Raw genomic sequence first — 20,808 nt, forward strand, 5'->3', positions numbered from 1 at the left:
GCCTGCGAGGGGCTGGTGCTCCCCCGGGCATCGTCCACAGTTTCGTCACGGCCAACATAGGCGACCGGCGGGTTGCCTGTCCGCATCCCGCGCGACCGAAATTACGCAGTTGAGGGTCAGGATTTCGTGACGGTTGCCTTGTTGATCACGACGGTCGCGTTGGGGGCGGTGGTCCCGGTCGCGGGGTCGACGGCCTGGGCTCCGGCAGCCGCGATCTTCTTGAGGACCTTCATGCCCGCCTCGGACACCGTGCCGAACGGTGTGTAGTCGGGCGGCAGCTGACTGTCCTGGTAGACGAGGAAGAACTGGCTTCCGCCGCTGTCGCGCCCCTGCTTCGTCTGCGCGTTGTACTGGTTGGCCATCGCCACCGTGCCCGCCGGGTAGACGCCACCCTTGAGGCTCTTGTCCTTGAGGTTCTCGTCCGGGATGGTGTACCCGGGTCCGCCCATCCCGGTGCCCTGGGGGTCGCCGCACTGGAGCACGTAGATGCCGGTGTCGGTGAGCCGGTGGCACTTGGTGTGGTCGAGGTAGCCCTTTCCGACGAGGAAGTTGAACGAGTTCACCGTGTGCGGCGCGGCCGACGCCTTCAGCGCGATGTCTATCGCACCGCACGTCGTCGCCAGCTTCATCGTGTACTTCGCCGACTTGTCGATGGTCATCGCCGGCTCCTTCTTCCAGGTCGCCGTCCCGGCCTTGCCCTCGGCGGGCTTCTCGCACGGGTCCGGGGCCTTGCTGGTCGGGCTCGGGCTGACCTCGGCGCCAGCGTTCTCCTTCTTCGAACCGTCGTCCTTGAAAACCCCGGTCGTGTACAGCGCGAGGCTGCCGATGACGACCACTCCGAGCACCGACGCGATCACCGAGTTGCGCATGCGCGACTTGCGCCGGGCTTCCGTGCGCCGCTGCTGCTGCCGCAAGAACTTCTCCCGAGCGAGCTGACGCCGCCGCTGTTCCTGGCTGACCACCGGGTTTTCTCCTCATGCGTCGTGTGTGTCGACCGGTACGCGAGCGCCCGATGATCCGACCGCCTGCGTGTGCCCCGTACCGTATATGGGTTCGCTGTGTAATCGGCAGCGCCGGTAGGCTCTGACGACAGGCGTCAGCCCGCCGACAGACCATCTGTGTCGACACAAACGAAGGACGATCGTGCTCATTGCCGGGTTCCCCGCCGGGGCCTGGGGGACGAACTGTTATCTCGTCGCCCCCGCCGCCGGTGAGGAGTGCGTGATCATCGACCCGGGCCACCAGGCGGCCCCCGGAGTCGAGGAAGCACTGAAGAAGCATCGGCTCAAGCCCGTCGCCGTCGTCCTCACCCACGGCCACATCGACCACGTGGCCTCGGTCGTCCCGGTGTGCGGAGCGAACGACGTACCGGCCTGGATCCACCCCGAGGACCGGTACATGATGAGCGACCCCGGGAAGGCGCTCGGCCGGTCCATCGGCATGCAGCTGATGGGCGAGCTGACCGTGGGGGAGCCGGACGACGTCAGGGAGCTCACCGACGGCGCGAAGCTCGAACTGGCGGGCCTGGAGCTCACGGTGTCGCACGCGCCGGGCCATACCAAGGGGTCGGTGACCTTCGGCCTGCCCGAGGCGGCGGACATCCCGTCGATCCTGTTCTCGGGCGACCTGCTGTTCGCCGGCTCCATCGGACGCACCGACCTGCCCGGCGGTGACATGGCCGAGATGCTCGACTCGCTGGCCCGCGTGTGCCTGCCGCTCGACGACTCGACCGTGGTGCTGTCGGGCCACGGCCCCCAGACGACCATCGGCCAAGAGCGCGCCACCAACCCGTACCTGCGGCAGGTGGCCGCCGGCCAGGGAGCCGCCCAGGCTCCCCGACGAGGAATGTGACGAGACCTTCCGTGAGCACCTTCAAGGCCCCCAAGGGCACCTACGACCTGCTGCCGCCGCAGAGCGCCCGGTTCCTGGCCATCCGTGAGGCGATCGCCGCCCCGCTGCGCAACTCCGGCTACGGCTACATCGAGACCCCCGGCTTCGAGAACGTCGAGCTCTTCGCGCGCGGTGTCGGCGAGTCCACCGACATCGTGACCAAGGAGATGTACGTCTTCGAGACCAAGGGCGGCGACAAGCTCGCCCTGCGTCCCGAGACGACCGCTCCGGTACTCCGGGCGGTCCTGGAAGCGAACCTGCACAAGACGGGCAACCTGCCGGTCAAGGTCTGGTACTCGGGCTCGCAGTACCGCTACGAGCGCCCCCAGAAGGGCCGTTACAGGCACTTCTCCCAGGTCGGTGCCGAGGCGATCGGCGCCGAGGACCCCGCGCTGGACGCCGAGCTGATCATCCTCGCCGACCAGGCGTACCGCTCCCTGGGGCTGCGCAACTTCCGCATCCTCCTGAACAGCCTGGGCGACAAGGAGTGCCGCCCGGTGTACCGAGCGGCGCTCCAGGACTTCCTGCGCGCCCTGGACCTCGACGAGGACACCCGGCGCCGGGTCGACATCAACCCCTTGCGCGTCCTCGACGACAAGCGCGAGTCCGTGCAGAAGCAGCTGACCGGGGCGCCGCTGCTGCGTGACTACCTCTGCGACGCCTGCAAGGCGTACCACGAGGAGGTCCGCGAGCTGATCACGGCGGCGGGCGTCGCCTTCGAGGACGACCCGAAGCTGGTGCGCGGCCTCGACTACTACACGCGTACGACCTTCGAGTTCGTCCACGACGGTCTGGGCTCCCAGTCCGCGGTGGGTGGTGGCGGACGTTACGACGGCCTGTCGGAGATGATCGGCGGCCCCGCGCTGCCGTCCGTCGGCTGGGCCCTCGGCGTCGACCGCACGGTCCTCGCCCTGGAGGCGGAGGGCATCGAACTCGAACTCCCCGCCACCACCAGCGTGTTCGCCGTCCCGCTCGGCGAGGAGGCCCGCCGGGTGCTGTTCGCCAAGGTCACGGAGCTGCGAAAGAACGGCATCGCGGCCGACTTCGCCTACGGCGGCAAGGGCCTCAAGGGCGCGATGAAGAACGCCAACCGCAGCGGCGCGCGCTACACGGTCGTGGCCGGCGAGCGCGACCTCGCCGAGGGCGTCGTCCAGCTCAAGGACATGGAGTCCGGTGAGCAGACGGCCGTCGGCGTCAACGAGATCGTCGCCGAGCTGGAAGCCCGACTGGGCTGAGTCAGCCGATCCGGCCGAGGGGGGCGGGGGCCGTTGGGTCCCCGCCCCCTTGCCGTTTCGCCGTGTCCGGAACCGAGCGGCATTACCCGCTCGCGCGTATTTCCTTATGCCGAGTGAACTGAGAGCGGGGGTGTATGTACGGCAGAATGTGGCTGTCCGGAGAAACTCCAAGTCTCAAGTGACGGAATCGGCGTGATGAGCAAGACGACAGTCCAGGACGTCTCCACCGAGTCAGAGCCGGAGCGCGCCGAAGCGGCGCCCCTCTCGCTGGGCGCCAGCCGCGCGTTCGCGTGGATGCTGGTGATCACCGGCGCGGCAGGCGTGCTCGCCGCATGGGTCATCACCGTCGACAAGTTCAAGCTCCTCGAAGCCGAGATCGCGGGGACGACCTTCACGCCCGGCTGCAGCCTCAACCCGATCGTCGCCTGCGGAAGCGTCATGCAGAGCGAGCAGGCGTCCGTCTTCGGGTTCCCCAACCCCGTGCTCGGCCTCGTCTGCTACGGCATCGTCATCTGCGTCGGCATGAGCCTGCTCGCCCGCGCCCGCTTCCCGCGCTGGTACTGGCTCACCTTCAACGCCGGCACCCTCTTCGGCGTCGCCTTCTGCACCTGGCTGATGTACCAGTCGCTGTACAACATCAACGCGCTGTGCCTGTGGTGCTCGCTCGCCTGGGTCGCGACGCTCACGATGTTCTGGTACGTGACCTCCTTCAACATCCGCAACGGCTTCCTGCCGGCCCCGCGCCCGCTGAAGAACTTCCTCGCCGAGTTCACCTGGGTGCTTCCGGTGACCCACGTCGGCGTCATCGCCATGCTGATCCTCACCCGCTGGGGCAGCCAGCTCTGGGCCGCCTCCTGATCCGCCCGACGTCGATGTCAGTGCGGTGATTTAGGGTTTCCACGTGGAGCCCGACCTGTTCACCGCCGCCGCAGAAGAACGCCAGGAGAAGGACCCCGCCGGGAGCCCCCTGGCGGTGCGCATGCGCCCGCGCACCCTGGACGAGGTCGTGGGCCAGCAGCATCTGCTCAAGCCCGGCTCACCCCTGCGCCGACTGGTCGGCGAGGGGGCGAAGGGCCCCGCGGGACCGTCGTCGGTGATCCTCTGGGGTCCGCCCGGCACCGGCAAGACCACCCTCGCGTACGTCGTCTCCAAGGCCACCAATAAGCGCTTCGTGGAGCTGTCCGCCATCACCGCGGGCGTCAAGGAGGTCCGGGCGGTCATCGACGGTGCCCGCCGCGCCACCGGTGGCTTCGGCAAGGAGACCGTCCTCTTCCTCGACGAGATCCACCGCTTCAGCAAGGCCCAGCAGGACTCCCTCCTCCCGGCCGTCGAGAACCGCTGGGTGACCCTGATCGCGGCCACCACCGAGAACCCGTATTTTTCGATCATCTCCCCGCTGCTGTCCCGCTCCCTGCTCCTGACCCTCGAACCCCTCACGGACGACGACGTCAAAGACCTGCTCAGGCGCGCGCTGAGCGACGAGCGCGGACTGAAGGACGCCGTCGGTCTGCCCGAGGACACCGAGGAGCACCTGCTGCGGATCGCGGGTGGCGACGCCCGCCGCGCCCTGACCGCCCTGGAGGCCGCCGCCGGAGCCGCCCTGGACCAGGGCGAGACCGAGATCAGCCTGCAGACGCTGGAGCAGACCGTCGACCGGGCCGCCGTGAAGTACGACCGCGACGGCGACCAGCACTACGACGTGGCCAGCGCGCTCATCAAGTCCATCCGAGGCTCCGACGTCGACGCCGCCCTGCACTACCTGGCCCGGATGATCGAGGCCGGCGAGGATCCCCGCTTCATCGCCCGCCGCCTGATGATCTCCGCCAGCGAGGACATCGGCCTCGCCGACCCCAACGCGCTGCCCATCGCCGTCGCCGCCGCCCAGGCCGTCGCCATGATCGGCTTCCCCGAGGCCGCCCTCACCCTCAGCCACGCCACCATCGCCCTCGCCCTCGCCCCCAAGTCCAACTCCGCGACCACCGCGATCGGCACCGCCCTGGACGACGTACGCAAGGGACTGGCGGGCCCCGTCCCGCCGCACCTGCGCGACGGCCACTACAAGGGCGCCGCCAAGCTCGGCCACGCGCAGGGGTACGTCTACCCGCACGACCTGTCCGAGGGCATCGCCGAGCAGCAGTACGCCCCCGACGCTCTGAAGGACCGCGAGTACTACACCCCGACCAGGCACGGGGCCGAGGCGCGGTACGCTGACGCCGTGGAGTGGACCAGGAAGCACCTCGGTCGCAGACGGTCCTGAACAGCCTGTAGACTCGCTCGAAGTGCTGAGTCCCGTGTCCGGCTCCGGTCGGCGCCTCAGGCGGGACAACCAGCCGGATCTTCTGATCCAGGAGCGTCGCGCACCGTCGTAGGTGTCGCGGGCAGCCCACCACCACCCGGAGCTCCGGGACCGGTCGGTGGGCCGTTCGTGTGCTGCACGTATGTGCCCAGACCAGGGGAGCGGCTACCTGGCAAGTCCCTCGGGGCCTGTCGGGATTCCCCGGCTGCGGATTGCGACCTCCCGTAACCCTGAGGCAGCCGATACAGGAAAAGGAAAAGAAGTGGCGAACCAGTCCCGCCCCAAGGTCAAGAAGTCGCGTGCCCTCGGCATCGCGCTGACCCCGAAGGCCGTCAAGTACTTCGAGGCCCGTCCCTACCCGCCGGGTGAGCACGGCCGTGGCCGCAAGCAGAACTCGGACTACAAGGTCCGTCTGCTGGAGAAGCAGCGTCTGCGTGCGCAGTACGACGTGTCCGAGCGCCAGCTCGTCCGCGCCTACGAGCGTGCCTCCAAGGTTCAGGGCAAGACCGGTGAGGCCCTGATCATCGAGCTGGAGCGTCGTCTCGACGCCCTGGTCCTGCGTTCGGGCATCGCCCGGACCATCTACCAGGCCCGTCAGATGGTCGTTCACGGCCACATCGAGGTCAACGGCCAGAAGGTCGACAAGCCGTCCTTCCGCGTCAAGCCCGACGACGTCGTGATGGTCCGTGAGCGCAGCCGCGAGAAGACCCTCTTCTCCATCGCCCGTGAGGGCGGCTTCGCCCCCGAGGGTGAGACCCCGCGCTACCTCCAGGTGAACCTCAAGGCCCTGGCGTTCCGCCTGGACCGTGAGCCGAACCGCAAGGAGATCCCGGTGATCTGCGACGAGCAGCTCGTCGTCGAGTACTACGCCCGTTGATCCCTCAGCGGCCGTAGGACACCTGCGCCTCAGCCCGTCGTCTCCTCGCCCTTGCGGGTGGGGGGCGGCGGGCTTTCGCATGTGCAGGCAGAGCCGACCCTCGGCCCTCCCGCCGACATCGGGCTCCCCGGAGGCGATGTACCGGACCCGGGGGGTGGACGTACGTCCTGTCGGTCCCGCAGGGGATACGGCGCGGACCGAACCGTGATCATTCCGTACAATCGCTTCTCTCGGTCAGGCTCCGGACGAGCGCTAATCCGGTGCGGAGCGCCATCCCCGGCGCGATAGGCTCGGTGCACGACTTTTTCGATGCAGACCGATGCAGAGGCACGTTTCAGGGAGCGGGTGCACACAGTGTCCGGTGGTGAGGTTGCCGGGATCCTGGTGGCGGTCTTCTGGGCGATCCTGGTCTCCTTCCTCGCCGTTGCGCTGGCGAGGCTGGCCCAGACGCTCAAGGCGACCACCAAGCTCGTCGCGGACGTGACCGACCAGGCCGTCCCGCTCCTGACCGAGGCCTCCACGGCGGTGCGGTCCGCGCAGACCCAGATCGACCGGGTCGACGCGATCGCCTCCGACGTCCAGGAGGTCACCTCCAACGCCTCCGCGCTGTCGACCACCGTCGCCTCCACCTTCGGCGGCCCTCTGGTCAAGGTCGCCGCCTTCGGCTACGGCGTGCGCCGGGCCCTCGGCGGCCGCAAGGAGGACGTGCCCGCCAAGGCGTCGAGGCGTACCGTGATCGTGGGCCGCACGGTCTCTCGGCGCAGCGCCCGAGGGAAGAGGGACTGAGAGCCAGCGATGTTCCGCCGTACCTTCTGGTTCACCACCGGCGTCGCCGCGGGTGTGTGGGCCACCACCAAGGTCAACCGCAAGCTGAGGCAATTGACCCCCGAGAGCCTGGCCGCCACCGCCGCCAACAAGGCGATCGAGGCCGGTCACCGCATCAAGGACCGCGCGGTGGGCTTCGCGCTCGACGTCCGGGACAACATGGCCGTGCGGGAGGCCGAGTTGGGCGACGCCCTCGGGATCAACGAGAGCCCCGAACTTCCCGCACCCCGGCGGCACGCCGCCATCGAGAACCGCAACCACCCGAAGTACGTCGAGGGCTCGACGTACCAGACGTACCCGTACAACCGGAATGAGGACCACTGATGGAGTCGGCCGAGATTCGCCGCCGCTGGCTGAGCTTCTTCGAGGAGCGCGGGCACACCGTCGTCCCTTCGGCGTCGCTCATCGCGGACGACCCGACTCTGCTCCTCGTCCCGGCCGGCATGGTGCCCTTCAAGCCCTACTTCCTGGGTGAGGTCAAGCCGCCCTTCGACCGCGCCACCAGCGTCCAGAAGTGCGTGCGCACGCCCGACATCGAAGAGGTCGGCAAGACCACGCGGCACGGCACGTTCTTCCAGATGTGCGGCAACTTCTCCTTCGGCGACTACTTCAAGGAAGGCGCCATCAAGTACGCCTGGGAGCTGCTCACCACGCCCCAGGACAAGGGCGGTTACGGCCTCGACCCCGAGCGTCTGTGGATCACCGTCTACAAGGACGACGACGAGGCCGAGCGCATCTGGCACGACGTCGTCGGAGTGCCGAAGGAGCGTATCCAGCGCCTCGGCATGAAGGACAACTACTGGTCCATGGGCGTCCCCGGCCCCTGCGGCCCCTGCTCCGAGATCAACTACGACCGCGGCCCCGAGTTCGGAGTCGAGGGCGGGCCCGCCGTCAACGACGAGCGGTACGTGGAGATCTGGAACCTGGTCTTCATGCAGTACGAGCGTGGCCAGGGCACCGGCAAGGACAACTTCGAGATCCTCGGCGAGCTGCCGAGCAAGAACATCGACACCGGCCTGGGCCTTGAGCGACTCGCCATGATTCTGCAGGGCGTGCAGAACATGTACGAGATCGACACCTCCATGGCCGTCATCAAGAAGGCCACCGAGCTGACCGGCGTGGCCTACGGCGACGCCCACCACTCGGACGTGTCCCTGCGTGTGGTCACCGACCACATGCGTACGGCCACCATGCTCATCGGCGACGGTGTCACCCCGGGCAACGAGGGCCGCGGCTACGTCCTGCGCCGCATCATGCGCCGCGCCATCCGCAACATGCGCCTGCTCGGTGCCACCGGCCCGGTCGTCAAGGACCTCATCGACGTCGTCATCGGCATGATGGGCCAGCAGTACCCCGAGCTCGTCACCGACCGCGAGCGCATCGAGAAGGTCGCCCTCGCCGAGGAGAACGCCTTCCTCAAGACGCTGAAGGCCGGCACCAACATCCTCGACACCGCCGTCAGCGACACCAAGGCCGCGGGCTCCACGGTCCTGCCCGGTGACAAGGCGTTCCTGCTCCACGACACCTGGGGCTTCCCGATCGACCTCACCCTGGAGATGGCCGCCGAGCAGGGGCTGTCCGTGGACGAGGACGGCTTCCGCCGCCTGATGAAGGAGCAGCGGGAGCGCGCCAAGGCCGACGCCCAGGCGAAGAAGACCGGTCACGCCGGTGCCGGCGCCTACCGGGAGATCGCGGACAAGGTCGGCGAGACCGACTTCATCGGCTACAGCGACACCGAGGGCGAGTCGACCATCGTCGGCATCCTCGTCGACGGCGCCTCCTCTCCGGCCGCCACCGAGGGCGACGAGGTCGAGATCGTCCTCGACCGCACCCCGTTCTACGCCGAGGGCGGCGGCCAGATCGGCGACACCGGCAAGATCAAGGTCGACTCCGGTGCCGTCATCGAGATCCGCGACTGCCAGAAGCCGGTGCCGGGTGTGTACGTCCACAAGGGCGTCGTGCAGGTCGGCGAGGTCACGGTCGGTGCCAAGGCCCACGCCTCCATCGACTCCCTGCGCCGCCGGGCCATCGCCCGCGCCCACTCCGCCACGCACCTCACCCACCAGGCCCTGCGTGACGCCCTGGGCCCGACGGCCGCCCAGGCCGGTTCCGAGAACCAGCCCGGCCGCTTCCGCTTCGACTTCGGCTCGCCGTCCGCCGTGCCGACGGCCGTGATGACCGACGTCGAGCAGAAGATCAACGAGGTGCTCGCCCGCGACCTCGACGTGCACGCCGAGGTCATGGGCATCGACGAGGCCAAGAAGCAGGGCGCCATCGCCGAGTTCGGCGAGAAGTACGGCGAGCGCGTCCGCGTCGTGACCATCGGCGACTTCTCCAAGGAGCTGTGCGGCGGCACCCACGTGCACAACACCGCCCAGCTCGGCCTGGTCAAGCTGCTCGGCGAGTCCTCCATCGGCTCCGGTGTGCGCCGTATCGAGGCCCTCGTCGGCGTGGACGCCTACAACTTCCTCGCCCGTGAGCACACGGTCGTCGCCCAGCTCCAGGAGCTGATCAAGGGTCGCCCGGAGGAGCTCCCGGAGAAGGTCTCCGCCATGCTCGGCAAGCTGAAGGACGCCGAGAAGGAGATCGAGAAGTTCCGGGCCGAGAAGGTGCTCCAGGCCGCCGCCGGTCTCGCCGAGTCCGCCAAGGACGTGCGCGGTATCGCCGTCGTCACCGGCCGGGTTCCGGACGGCACCACCCCCGACGACCTGCGCAAGCTGGTCCTCGACGTGCGCGGCCGCATCCAGGGCGGCCGGGCCGCCGTGGTCGCCCTGTTCACGGTCAACAACGGCAAGCCCCTGACGGTCATCGCCACCAACGAAGCCGCCCGTGAGCGCGGTCTCAAGGCCGGCGACCTGGTCCGTACGGCCGCCAAGACCCTCGGCGGCGGCGGTGGCGGCAAGCCGGACGTCGCCCAGGGCGGCGGGCAGAACCCGGCCGCGGTCGGCGAGGCCGTCGAGGCCGTCGAGCGGCTCGTGGCGGAAACGGCCAAGTGAGCGCCGACCGACAGGCGAACGGCGACGGCCCGGTCATGCGCCGCGGCCGTCGCCTCGCCATCGACGTCGGGGACGCCCGCATCGGGGTCGCCTCGTGCGACCCCGACGGGATCCTCGCCACCCCGGTGGAGACGGTGCCGGGCCGGGACATCGCGGCGGCGCACCGCAGGCTCAAGCAACTCGTCGAGGAGTACGAGCCGATCGAGGTCGTCATCGGTCTGCCCCGCTCCCTCAAGGGGGGCGAGGGACCGGCCGCGGTCAAGGTCAGGGCCTTCGCCCAGGAACTGGCGCGCATGATCGCGCCCGTACCGGTCAGGCTCGTGGATGAGCGGATGACGACCGTGACGGCCAGTCAGGGACTGCGCGCCTCGGGCGTGAAGTCGAAGAAGGGCCGGTCCGTGATCGACCAGGCAGCCGCTGTGATCATCTTGCAGCAGGCGCTCGAATCCGAACGGGTGTCAGGTAAAGCTCCCGGCGAGGGCGTCGAAGTGGTCATCTGATCGCGATACGGTAACGTTCCGCGCGATGCGCCGGTTTTCGAACAGCCGACGCAACAAGAGAGGCGGAACGGGAGCCGGATCAACACCAGCCGCGTGACCGCCGCCTCGCGGCTCTAGGGGATCGATGACTGAGTATGGCCGGGGCCCAGGCTCCGAACCGTGGCATCCGGAGGACCCGTTGTACGGGGACGGCGGATGGGAAGGGCAGCAGGCCCACGCGGGCCGGCAGGCTGCCTACGGCGGCCAGCCGCAGCACTATCCGGAGCAGTCGCAACAGCAACAGCAACAGCAGTACGGCGACTGGGGCGACGGCCAGCAGGCCGCGTACGGTCAGGCGCAGGAGCAGTACCAGCAGCAGGGTCAGACGCAGCAGTACCAGCAGCAGGGTCAGGGACAGCAGTACCAGCAGCAGTACGACCAGCACCATTACGACCAGCAGCAGTACGCGGGTCAGGGGCAGCAGTCGTACGGAAACGGCGGCTGGGAGGACGGGACGCAGGCGCACGCCCAGTACCCCGACCAGTCGGACCCCTACGGCCAGCAGGCGGCGACATACGGCGGCCGGCAACCCGACTACTACGGCACGCCCGAGGCCTACCCGCCGCCGCAGCCGCCGGGTCGGCGGCAGGCTGAGCCCGAGCCGCCCGAGACCGACTGGGACCCGGGCCCCGACCAGGGTGAACACGCCTTCTTCGCCGGTGGCGGCAACGATGACGAGGACGACGGCTTCGACGACGAGTCGGGCGGCGGCCGGGGGCGCGGCGGCCGCGGTCGCAGTGGCAAACCCAAGAAACGTCGAAGTGGTCTCGCCTGCCTGGTGATCGTTCTGGTCTTCGGCGGTGGCGTCGCCGGGGCCGGATATTTCGGGTACCAGTTTTACCAGGATCGTTTCGGCGATGTGCCGGACTACGCCGGTGACGGCACCGGTGAGAAGGTGACCGTCGAGATCCCCAAGGGTGCGATCGGATCCGTGATCGGGCAGCGGCTGAAGGCAGCCGGTGTCGTGGCGAGCGTCGATGCCTTTGTCGCCGCTCAGCAGGACAATCCCAAAGGCGACAGGATCCAGGCGGGCGCTTATCTGCTGCAGAAGCGGATGTCCGCCGCGAGCGCCGTCGAGTTGATGCTCGACCCCAAGAGCCAGAACAACGTCCTGGTCAGGCCGGGCGAGCGCAACGTGACCGTCTACAAGGCGATCGACGAACAGCTCGAATTGAAGTCCGGCAGCACCGCGAAGGTGGCCGAGGAGAAATTCAAGAGTCTCGGACTGCCCAGCTGGGCGAACGACAACAAGGAGATCAAGGACCCGCTGGAAGGATTCCTTTCGCCGGGTACCTATCCCGCAGCCAAGGGCATGAAGCCCGAGGTCGTGCTCAAGGCGATGGTGACCCAAGCCGCGGAGAAGTACGACGCGTTGGGTCTGGAGGCCAAGGCCAAGGCGCTCAAGCTGGACAGTCCGCTGCAGGTCATCACGGTCGCCAGCCTGGTCCAGGCCGAAGGCAAGACCAACGACGACTACCGCAAGATGGCGGAGGTCGTCTACAACCGCCTCGACCTCGCCAACCCCGAGACCTACGGTGCCCTGCAGTTCGACTCGACCTTCAATTACCTGAAGGGCCAGAGCAACATCGACATCAGCGAGTCGGAGATCAAGAGCAACCCGGACCCGTACAACACGTACTACCACAAGGGTCTGCCGCCCGGCCCGATCGGAAACCCGGGGGAAGGCGCGATCAAGGGGACGCTGAACCCGACCGACCAGGGCTGGTACTACTTCGTGGCGACCGACGGTTTCAACAAGACCGAATTCGCCAAGACCCACGATGAATTCCTCAGGCTCAAGGACAAGTTCAATGAGAGCAGGGGCAACTGACGCCCGCCGGGCCGCCGTACTCGGCAAGCCCATCGCCCACTCCCTCTCCCCGGTGCTGCACCGCGCCGCCTACGAGGAAATGGGACTCACGAACTGGTCGTACGACCGCTTCGAGACCGACGAGGCCGCTCTGCCCGGGTTCCTCGCGCAACTCGGGCCGGAGTGGGCCGGACTGTCGCTGACCATGCCGCTCAAGCGGGCCGTCATCCCGCTGCTCGACGAGATCAGCGAGACGGCGGCCTCGGTGGAGGCCGTCAACACGGTCGTCCTCACCGAGGACGGCCGCCGGGCCGGCGACAACACCGACATCCCCGGCATGGTCGCGGCCCTGAGGGAGCGGGGTATCGAACAGGTCGACTCCGCCGCGATCCTCGGCGCCGGCGCCACGGCCTCGTCCGCGCTGGCCGCGCTGGCGCGCGTCTGTACCGGTGAGGTCGTGGCGTATGTGCGCAGCGAGGCCCGTGCCGCCGAGATGCGGCAGTGGGGCGAGCGGCTCGACGTCGACGTGCGAACGGCGGACTGGGCGGACGCGGAGCGGGCGCTGCACGCACCGCTGGTGATCGCGACCACCCCCGCCAGTGCGACGGACGCCCTCGCCACGGCCGTACCGGAGCGCCCCGCCACCCTCTTCGACGTGCTCTACGACCCCTGGCCCACCCCCCTCGCGGCCCGCTGGTCCATGTTCGGCGGAGCCGTCGTCAGCGGGCTCGACCTGCTGGTGCACCAGGCGGTGCTCCAGGTGGAGCAGATGACCGGGCGTGCCCCCGCGCCCCTGGAGGCCATGCGAAAAGCGGGGGAGCGCGCGCTCGCGGCCCGCTAGGATCCGCTGGGTTCCGCAGGGGGCGGAGAACAACAGAGGGGGAGCACCAGCGTGTCCACTGGCGTGTCGTCGGCGTCCGGCAAGAGCGAGATATTCGAGATCGTTCTGCAGTTCATGCCGGACTGGGTGCAGATCTCCGTGCTCGTCCTGATCGTGCTCCTCGTCCTGGCGTCCTGGGGTTTCAAGCTGAAGCGCAAGATCGCCCAGCGACGCGCCAGGCGTCAGGGCCCGGCCGGTCAGCCGACGGCGCAGGCCGGGCAGGGGCGGGGCGCCGATCATCTGGGTCCGTATGCTCCCCAGCAGCAGGCACAGCAGCCCAGCGGCGCCGACTTTCTCGGCGCGTACGCCCCGCACCAGGCGCCGGCCGTGCAGCCGGGGCCGCAGCCCAGCGGCGCCGACTTCCTCGGCGCGTACGCCCCGCAGCAGCGCCAGGGCAACCACCCGGCCTGATCGCCTCCGTCGCGCCCCCCGGCCGTTCGCCGTCCGCCTGATGGACCGGCGGCCGGACACCGGCGCCGGACATGGGAGGATCGGAGATGGCGGGCCGGGGCCGCGCATCCGGTCGCGCCGTCGCCGTACGCGAGGACGCGCGTACACAGGGCAGTACCGGGCGCGAGCATCGAGGAGCACCGTTGAGCAGGTTGCGCTGGCTGACCGCGGGGGAGTCCCATGGCCCCGCACTCGTCGCGACGCTGGAGGGCCTTCCCGCCGGCGTGCCGATCACCACGGAGATGGTGGCGGACCACCTGGCCAGGCGCCGGCTCGGTTATGGCCGCGGTGCGCGCATGAAGTTCGAGCAGGACCAGGTCACCTTCCTCGGCGGCGTCCGCCACGGACTCACCCTGGGCTCGCCGGTCGCGATCATGGTGGGCAACACCGAGTGGCCGAAGTGGGAACAGGTCATGGCCGCCGACCCGGTCGACCCCGAGATCCTGGCGGGGCTCGCCCGCAACGCCCCGCTGACCCGGCCGCGTCCCGGCCACGCCGACCTCGCCGGTATGCAGAAGTACGGCTTCGACGAGGCGCGCCCCATCCTGGAGCGGGCCTCCGCCCGGGAGACCGCCGCTCGTGTGGCGCTGGGCGCGGTGGCGCGGTCGTACCTGAAGGAGACCGCCGGGATCGAGATCGTCAGCCACGTGGTCGAGCTGGCCTCCGCGAAGGCGCCGCAGGGCGTGTACCCGACCCCGGCCGACGTCGAGAAGCTGGACGCCGACCCCGTGCGTTGTCTGGACGCCGACGCCTCGAAGGCGATGGTCGCCGAGATCGACCAGGCCCACAAGGACGGCGACACCCTCGGTGGCGTGGTCGAGATCCTGGCGTACGGCGTCCCCGTGGGCCTCGGTTCGCACGTGCACTGGGACCGCAAGCTGGACGCCCGGCTCGCCGGCGCGCTCATGGGCATCCAGGCGATCAAGGGCGTCGAGATCGGCGACGGCTTCGAACTGGCGCGCGTCCCGGGGTCCAAGGCGCACGACGAGATCGTGAAGACCGACGAGGGCATCCGGCGCACCTCCGGCCGTTCCGGCGGCACCGAGGGCGGCCTGACCACCGGTGAGCTGCTGCGGGTCCGCGCCGCGATGAAGCCGATCGCGACCGTGCCCCGCGCCCTGCAGACCGTGGACGTCACCACGGGCGAGGCGGCCGCCGCCCACCACCAGCGTTCCGACGTCTCCGCGGTGCCGGCAGCCGGCATCGTCGCCGAGGCCATGGTGGCCCTCGTGCTCGCGGACGCGGTGGCGGAGAAGTTCGGCGGCGACTCGGTGACCGAGACCCGCCGGAACGTGACCTCGTACCTCGACAACCTCGCCATCCGATGAACCGGCCGGTCGTCGTCCTGGTGGGCCCCATGGGAGTGGGCAAGTCCACCGTCGGGGAGCTTCTGGCCGAACGGCTCGGGGTGGGATACCGGGACACCGACGACGACATCGTCGCCGAGCAGGGCCGGACCATCGCCGACATCTTCGTCGACGAGGGGGAGCCGGCCTTCCGGGCGATCGAGAAGGCGGCCGTGCACCGGGCGCTCACCGAGCACGACGGCGTCCTGGCGCTGGGCGGCGGCGCGATCCTCGACGCCGACACACGGGCGCTGCTCGCCGGCCAGCGGGTGGCCTACCTGTCGATGGACGTCGAGGAGGCGGTCAGACGCACCGGCCTGGGCGTCGCCCGCCCGCTGCTCGCGGTCAACCCGCGCAAGCAGTGGCGCGAGCTGATGGAGGCCCGCCGGCACCTGTACGAGGAGGTCGCCACGGTCGTGGTCGCCACCGACGGACGTACGCCCGAAGAGGTCACCGAAGTAGCGTTGGACGCTTTGGAGTTGAAGGAAGCATGAGCGAGGCAGTGACCCGGATCCAGGTCGGCGGCACGGCGGGATCCGACCCGTACGAGGTCCTGGTGGGCCGTCAGCTCCTGGGCGAGCTGGGCGGGTTGATCGGGGAGAAGGCCAAGCGCGTCGCCGTCGTCCACCCCGAGGCGCTGGCCGAGACCGGTGAGGCGCTCCGTGCCGACCTGGCCGAGCAGGGCTACGAGGCGGTCGCCATCCAGGTGCCGAACGCCGAGGAGGCGAAGACCGCCGAGGTGGCCGCGTACTGCTGGAAGGCGCTCGGCCAGTCCGGGTTCACCCGCACCGACGTCATCGTCGGCGTCGGCGGCGGGGCCACCACCGACCTCGCCGGCTTCGTCGCGGCGACCTGGCTGCGCGGGGTGCGCTGGATCGCGATCCCCACCACCGTGCTGGCCATGGTGGACGCGGCGGTCGGCGGCAAGACCGGCATCAACACCGCCGAGGGCAAGAACCTCGTCGGTGCCTTCCACCCGCCGGCCGGTGTGCTCTGCGATCTGGCCGCGCTGGACTCCCTCCCGGTCAACGACTACGTGTCGGGTCTCGCGGAGGTCATCAAGGCCGGTTTCATCGCCGACCCGAGGATCCTGGAGCTGATCGAGGCCGACCCCGAGGCCGCCCGTACCCCCGCGGGCCCGCACACCGCCGAGCTGATCGAGCGGTCGATCCGGGTCAAGGCCGAGGTGGTCTCCTCGGATCTGAAGGAGTCGGGGCTCAGGGAGATCCTCAACTACGGCCACACGCTCGGTCACGCCATCGAGAAGAACGAGCGCTACAAGTGGCGGCACGGCGCCGCGGTCGCGGTGGGCATGCACTTCGCCGCCGAACTGGGCCGTCTGGCAGGCCGGTTGGACGACGCGACGGCCGACCGCCACCGCACGATCCTGGAGTCGGTCGGACTTCCGCTGCACTACCGCCACGACCAGTGGCCCAAGCTGCTGGAGACCATGAAGGTCGACAAGAAGTCCCGCGGCGACCTGCTGCGCTTCATCGTCCTGGACGGCCTGGCCAAGCCGACCGTCCTGGAGGGCCCGGACCCGGCCGTGCTGCTCGCCGCCTACGGCGAAGTCGGCCAGTAAGTCCACCGAACCGCCTCTCCGTCCGATTCGCCTGTGGCGACGGGCACTTCGGGCCGCCTCCGGCCGTTCACCAAATGGTGGCCGGGGGCGGTACCGTTCGGTAGCGGCGGGGTGCGTGCCCTGCTGCCAGCGTCAATGGCCCTGTAAGACGAGACGGAGTGGCACCGGATGCAGCACGCAGTGGGGTCTCCGCTGCCGCCGCCCCACCAGTCGGGGCACGGCTGGTCACCGGCCGCACAACACCCGGGTCAGCACCACCCGGGCGCGCAGCAGCAAGCCACCCCGCATCAGGGACCCGCCCCGCACCAGCACTCCGCTCCCGTGCCCCCGCCGCCCCCTGCTTCGGGATACACACCTCCCGGCCAGGTCCCGCCCGGACCGCACCACGCCCCTGCCCCGCCGGCACCGGAGACCACGGGCCACGTCCCGTTGCCGCCCGGCGGTCCCGTCGCCGTGCCGAGCACCCCACCGGCCACCGCGGCACCCGACCCGACCACCACCACCCTCGCGGTGCTGCTCATCGGACCGGCGGGAGCCGGCAAGACGAGCGTGGCCAAGTACTGGGCGGACCACCGACGGGTCCCCACGGCCCACATCAGCCTCGACGACGTACGCGAATGGGTCCGCTCGGGCTTCGCCGACCCCCAGTCCGGGTGGAACGACCATTCCGAGGCCCAGTACCGCCTGGCCCGCCGCACCTGCGGCTTCGCCGCGCGCAACTTCCTGGCCAACGGCATCTCCTGCATCCTCGACGACGCCGTCTTCCCCGACCGCCCCGTCGTGGGGCTCGGCGGCTGGAAGCGCCACGTCGGCCCCGGCCTCCTGCCCGTGGTGCTGCTCCCGGGCCTGGAGATCGTCCTGGAGCGCAACGCCGAACGCACGGGCAACCGCCGCCTCAGCGACGAGGAGGTCGCCCGCATCCACGGCCGCATGGCGGGCTGGTACGGCTCCGGCCTCCCGATCATCGACAATTCCCAGCTCGACGTCCCTCAGACGGCCCAGGTCCTGGACGACGTCCTCTCCCGGTCCATCGCAAGCCCCCCGAACTGGTAACCGAGCCGACCGCAGGCCCGAGCGGCCCCTCTCGGTCGCCCTCCGGGGGCGCGGGGAACTGCGCGCCCAGCCCCCGCGCGCCAGCACCCGGCTCACGACGTCCGGTCCCACCCCGGCTTCCGGCGATCCCGCGCACATCCCCGCACGGCCGGTCCCGGCTCACTCGGTCGCCCCCCGGGGGCGCGGGGAACTGCGCGCCCAGCCCCCACGCGCCCGCACCCGGCACACCACAGCCGACCCCACCCCGGCTTCCGGCGGTTCCGCGCACGTCCCCGCAGGCCCGAGCGGCCCCTCTCGGTCGCCCTCCGGGGGCGCGGGGAACTGCGCGCCCAGCCCCCGCGCGCCAGCACCCGGCACGCCACGTCCGGTCCCACCCCGGCTCCCGGCGGTCCCGCACACATCCCCGCACGCCCGAGCGGCCCCACTCGGTCGCCCCCCCGGGGGCGCGGGGAACTGCGCGCCCAGCCCCCACGCGCCCGCACCCGGCACGCCACGTCCGGTCCCACCCCGGCTCCCGGCGGTTCCGCGCACGTCCCCGCAGGCCCGAGCGGCCCCTCTCGGTCGCCCTCCGGGGGCGCGGGGAACTGCGCGCCCAGCCCCCGCGCGCCCGCACCCGGCACACCACAGCCGGCCCCACCCCGGCCCCCAGCCGCCACCCCAACCCGCACAAACCGCTCACCGCCCACTCAGACGCCCCCAACCGGCGCCAACCCCGCGGAGCTCTTACGCTCGGGTCATGTCAGAGGCGTACGCCACCCGCCGATCCCGGCTGAGGGACCGCTGCCAGGCCAGCGGCAGCGCCACCGCGCTGATCTCCCGCCCCGCCAACGTCCGCTACCTCGCGGGCGCCGCCCCGCAGGGCTCCGTGCTGCTTCTCGGCAAGACCGAAGACCTGCTCGTGTGTTCCGGCCCGCCGGACGACCGGCCCGGTGTGGGCCGCCCGGACGAGGCCCTGCGGATCCACGTCCTCCCCAGCGCCGGAGGCGACCCGGCCGTCGCCGCCGCCGACCTCGCAGCGGCGCAGGGCGGGGTCTGTCTCGCCGTGGAGGAACACCACCTCACCGTGGCCCGTCACCGAGCCATCCGCTCGGTCGTCCCGCGACTGCGCCTCGCCGACCTCGGCTCAGCCGTGGAGCAGCTCAGGGTGGTCAAGGACGAGGAGGAGATCTCCTGCCTCCGCATCGGGGCCGAGATCGCCGACCAGGCCCTCGGGGAGCTGCTCGAATCCATCCTGGTCGGCCGTACCGAACGTCACCTCGCACTGGAACTCGAACGACGCCTGGTCGATCACGGCGCCGACGGCCCCGCCTTCCCCACGTCCGTCGCGACCGGCCCGAACGCAGGCCGGCCCGCCCACCGGCCCACCGACCGCCGGGTCGAGGAGGGTGACTTCCTCTCCGTATGCCTGGGGGCGATGTATCGCGGCTACCGCTGCGAGATCGGCCGTACGTTCGTCATCGGCACATCCCCCGCGGACTGGCAGATCGAGTTGTACGACCTCGTCTTCGCCGCCCAGCGCGCCGGACGGGAGTCCCTGGCACCGGGAGTCGCCTACCGCGACGTGGACCGCGCCGCACGTCAGGTACTGGACTCCGCCGGGTACCACACGGGCCTGCCACCCCTCACCGGCCACGGCGTAGGGCTCGAAATCGATGAGGACCCTCAGTTGGCTCCCGCGGCCATGGGTAAACTGGACGCTTGCGTGCCGGTCACCGTCGAACCGGGGGTCCACCTCCCGGGCCGGGGCGGCGTCCGGATCGATGACACGCTCGTCGTCCGCCCCGAGGCGGACGGCGGACCCGAGCTACTCACCATCACGACCAAGGAGCTGCTCGCCCTGTAGACAGTGGCGTGCGCCGGGGTCGTCCACGTCAGTCCAGGAGATTCCGCAACCGTGGCTTCCACGAACGACCTCAAGAACGGCATGGTGCTCAAGCTCGAAGGCGGCCAGCTCTGGTCCGTCGTCGAGTTCCAGCACGTCAAGCCCGGCAAGGGCCCGGCCTTCGTGCGCACCAAGCTCAAGAACGTGCTGTCCGGGAAGGTCGTCGACAAGACCTTCAACGCCGGCGTGAAGGTCGAGACGGCCACCGTCGACAAGCGCGACATGCAGTTCTCCTACATGGACGGCGAGTACTTCGTCTTCATGGACATGGAGACCTACGACCAGCTGATGGTCGACCGCAAGGCCGTCGGCGACGCCGCCAACTTCCTGATCGAGGGCTTCACCGCCACCGTCGCGCAGCACGAGGGCGAGGTGCTCTTCGTCGAGCTGCCGGCCGCCGTCGAGCTCGTCATCCAGGAGACCGAGCCGGGCGTCCAGGGCGACCGCTCCACCGGCGGAACCAAGCCGGCCACGCTGGAGACCGGTCACCAGATCCAGGTCCCGCTCTTCATCACCACCGGTGAGAAGATCAAGGTCGACACCCGTACGAGCGACTACCTCGGCCGGGTGAACAGCTAACCGTGGCTGCCCGCAACACGGCCCGCAAGCGCGCCTTCCAGATCCTCTTCGAGGGCGACCAGCGCGGGGCCGACGTCCTGACGGTCCTCGCGGACTGGATCCGGCTCTCCCGGACCGACACCCGGCAGCCGCCGGTGAGCGAGTACACCATGCAGCTGGTCGAGGGGTACGCGCAGAAGGCGAAGCGCATCGACGAGCTGATCGCGCAGTACTCCGTCGGCTGGACGCTCGACCGGATGCCGGTCGTGGACCGCAATATCCTGCGCCTCGGCGCGTACGAACTGATCTGGGTCGACGAGACCCCGGACGCGGTCGTGCTCGACGAGATGGTGCAGCTGGCGAAGGAGTTCTCCACGGACGAGTCGCCCTCGTTCGTCAACGGCCTGCTCGGCCGGCTCAAGGACCTGAAGCCCTCGCTGCGACGCGGGGAAGCGTAAGGGATTTCCGAAAACGCCGGAGGGCCCGCAGCACGCATGCTGCGGGCCCTCCGGCGTCTGTGGTGCCTCCGCGTCCCCTGAAGCCCGCAGAACGCCGCCGGGGTGGCCGGAACCGTAAAGTTCCGGCCACC

The 20,808-nt window shown here is 70.0% G+C and carries 20 protein-coding genes; 19 read left to right on the forward strand and 1 reads right to left on the reverse strand.

The features are described from left to right. Positions 1–116: 116 nt before the first annotated feature. Entirely contained in the window at positions 117–962 is an 846-nt protein-coding gene (locus ACFYNL_RS24800; RefSeq protein WP_388807085.1) for a peptidylprolyl isomerase, read from the reverse strand. Between the two features lie 181 nt (positions 963–1,143). On the opposite strand from ACFYNL_RS24800, the gene ACFYNL_RS24805 reads away from it, so the two are divergent. The 19 genes from ACFYNL_RS24805 (at position 1,144) to nusB (ending at position 20,677) form a co-directional block, all read left to right on the forward strand. After that, positions 1,144–1,851 carry an MBL fold metallo-hydrolase gene (locus ACFYNL_RS24805; protein WP_388807087.1) on the forward strand — a complete coding sequence of 236 codons (708 nt, stop codon included), beginning with the start codon at positions 1,144–1,146 and terminating at the stop codon, positions 1,849–1,851. Positions 1,852–1,862: 11 nt separating this feature from the next. After that, positions 1,863–3,125: a histidine--tRNA ligase gene (gene hisS / locus ACFYNL_RS24810; RefSeq protein ID WP_388807089.1), complete on the forward strand. Its 1,263-nt coding sequence runs from the start codon at positions 1,863–1,865 to the stop codon at positions 3,123–3,125. Positions 3,126–3,320: 195 nt separating this feature from the next. After that, positions 3,321–3,983: a vitamin K epoxide reductase family protein gene (locus tag ACFYNL_RS24815; protein WP_388807091.1), complete on the forward strand. Its 663-nt coding sequence runs from the start codon at positions 3,321–3,323 to the stop codon at positions 3,981–3,983. A gap of 43 nt (positions 3,984–4,026) precedes the next feature. Next, a complete protein-coding gene (locus ACFYNL_RS24820) occupies positions 4,027–5,382 on the forward strand; it encodes a replication-associated recombination protein A (RefSeq protein WP_388807093.1) in 1,356 nt (451 codons plus the stop codon). 301 nt (positions 5,383–5,683) lie between these two features. After that, positions 5,684–6,298 carry a 30S ribosomal protein S4 gene (gene rpsD, locus ACFYNL_RS24825; RefSeq protein ID WP_062674288.1) on the forward strand — a complete coding sequence of 205 codons (615 nt, stop codon included), beginning with the start codon at positions 5,684–5,686 and terminating at the stop codon, positions 6,296–6,298. Between the two features lie 345 nt (positions 6,299–6,643). Further along, positions 6,644–7,084, forward strand: a complete 441-nt coding sequence (locus tag ACFYNL_RS24830; RefSeq protein ID WP_388807095.1) for a DUF948 domain-containing protein — start codon at positions 6,644–6,646, stop codon at positions 7,082–7,084. Positions 7,085–7,093: 9 nt separating this feature from the next. Continuing rightward, positions 7,094–7,447 (forward strand): hypothetical protein, encoded by a 354-nt coding sequence (locus ACFYNL_RS24835; protein WP_388807097.1) that lies wholly within the window; start codon positions 7,094–7,096, stop codon positions 7,445–7,447. After that, entirely contained in the window at positions 7,447–10,119 is a 2,673-nt protein-coding gene (alaS, locus tag ACFYNL_RS24840) for an alanine--tRNA ligase (protein WP_388807099.1), read from the forward strand. Before ACFYNL_RS24835 ends, alaS begins: the two co-directional genes overlap by 1 nt. A gap of 35 nt (positions 10,120–10,154) precedes the next feature. Then, on the forward strand, positions 10,155–10,619 hold the full coding sequence (ruvX, locus tag ACFYNL_RS24845) for a Holliday junction resolvase RuvX (protein WP_388807296.1): 465 nt from the start codon (positions 10,155–10,157) through the stop codon (positions 10,617–10,619). A gap of 124 nt (positions 10,620–10,743) precedes the next feature. After that, positions 10,744–12,489 carry an endolytic transglycosylase MltG gene (mltG, locus tag ACFYNL_RS24850; RefSeq protein ID WP_388807101.1) on the forward strand — a complete coding sequence of 582 codons (1,746 nt, stop codon included), beginning with the start codon at positions 10,744–10,746 and terminating at the stop codon, positions 12,487–12,489. Beyond that, on the forward strand, positions 12,470–13,309 hold the full coding sequence (locus ACFYNL_RS24855; RefSeq protein ID WP_388807103.1) for a shikimate dehydrogenase: 840 nt from the start codon (positions 12,470–12,472) through the stop codon (positions 13,307–13,309). Before mltG ends, ACFYNL_RS24855 begins: the two co-directional genes overlap by 20 nt. Before the next feature lie 51 nt (positions 13,310–13,360). Further along, positions 13,361–13,759: a hypothetical protein gene (locus ACFYNL_RS24860; protein WP_388807105.1), complete on the forward strand. Its 399-nt coding sequence runs from the start codon at positions 13,361–13,363 to the stop codon at positions 13,757–13,759. A gap of 182 nt (positions 13,760–13,941) precedes the next feature. Continuing rightward, positions 13,942–15,126, forward strand: a complete 1,185-nt coding sequence (aroC, locus tag ACFYNL_RS24865; RefSeq protein WP_388807107.1) for a chorismate synthase — start codon at positions 13,942–13,944, stop codon at positions 15,124–15,126. After that, the gene (locus ACFYNL_RS24870; RefSeq protein ID WP_388807109.1) at positions 15,123–15,638 is read left to right on the forward strand and encodes a shikimate kinase; all 516 of its coding nucleotides are present in this window, start codon (positions 15,123–15,125) and stop codon (positions 15,636–15,638) included. Before aroC ends, ACFYNL_RS24870 begins: the two co-directional genes overlap by 4 nt. Further along, entirely contained in the window at positions 15,635–16,726 is a 1,092-nt protein-coding gene (gene aroB / locus ACFYNL_RS24875) for a 3-dehydroquinate synthase (protein WP_388807111.1), read from the forward strand. Before ACFYNL_RS24870 ends, aroB begins: the two co-directional genes overlap by 4 nt. Positions 16,727–16,894: 168 nt before the next feature. Then, a complete protein-coding gene (locus tag ACFYNL_RS24880; protein WP_388807113.1) occupies positions 16,895–17,779 on the forward strand; it encodes a Pro-rich N-terminal domain-containing protein in 885 nt (294 codons plus the stop codon). Between the two features lie 736 nt (positions 17,780–18,515). Beyond that, entirely contained in the window at positions 18,516–19,622 is a 1,107-nt protein-coding gene (locus ACFYNL_RS24885; protein ID WP_388807115.1) for an aminopeptidase P family protein, read from the forward strand. 51 nt (positions 19,623–19,673) lie between these two features. Then, positions 19,674–20,240, forward strand: a complete 567-nt coding sequence (gene efp, locus ACFYNL_RS24890) for an elongation factor P (RefSeq protein WP_015661807.1) — start codon at positions 19,674–19,676, stop codon at positions 20,238–20,240. A 2-nt stretch (positions 20,241–20,242) separates the two neighbouring features. Then, positions 20,243–20,677 carry a transcription antitermination factor NusB gene (nusB, locus tag ACFYNL_RS24895; RefSeq protein ID WP_388807117.1) on the forward strand — a complete coding sequence of 145 codons (435 nt, stop codon included), beginning with the start codon at positions 20,243–20,245 and terminating at the stop codon, positions 20,675–20,677. Positions 20,678–20,808 lie beyond the last annotated feature (131 nt).

The sequence above is a fragment of the Streptomyces sp. NPDC007808 genome, from assembly GCF_042868655.1.
Lineage (GTDB): Bacteria > Actinomycetota > Actinomycetes > Streptomycetales > Streptomycetaceae > Streptomyces.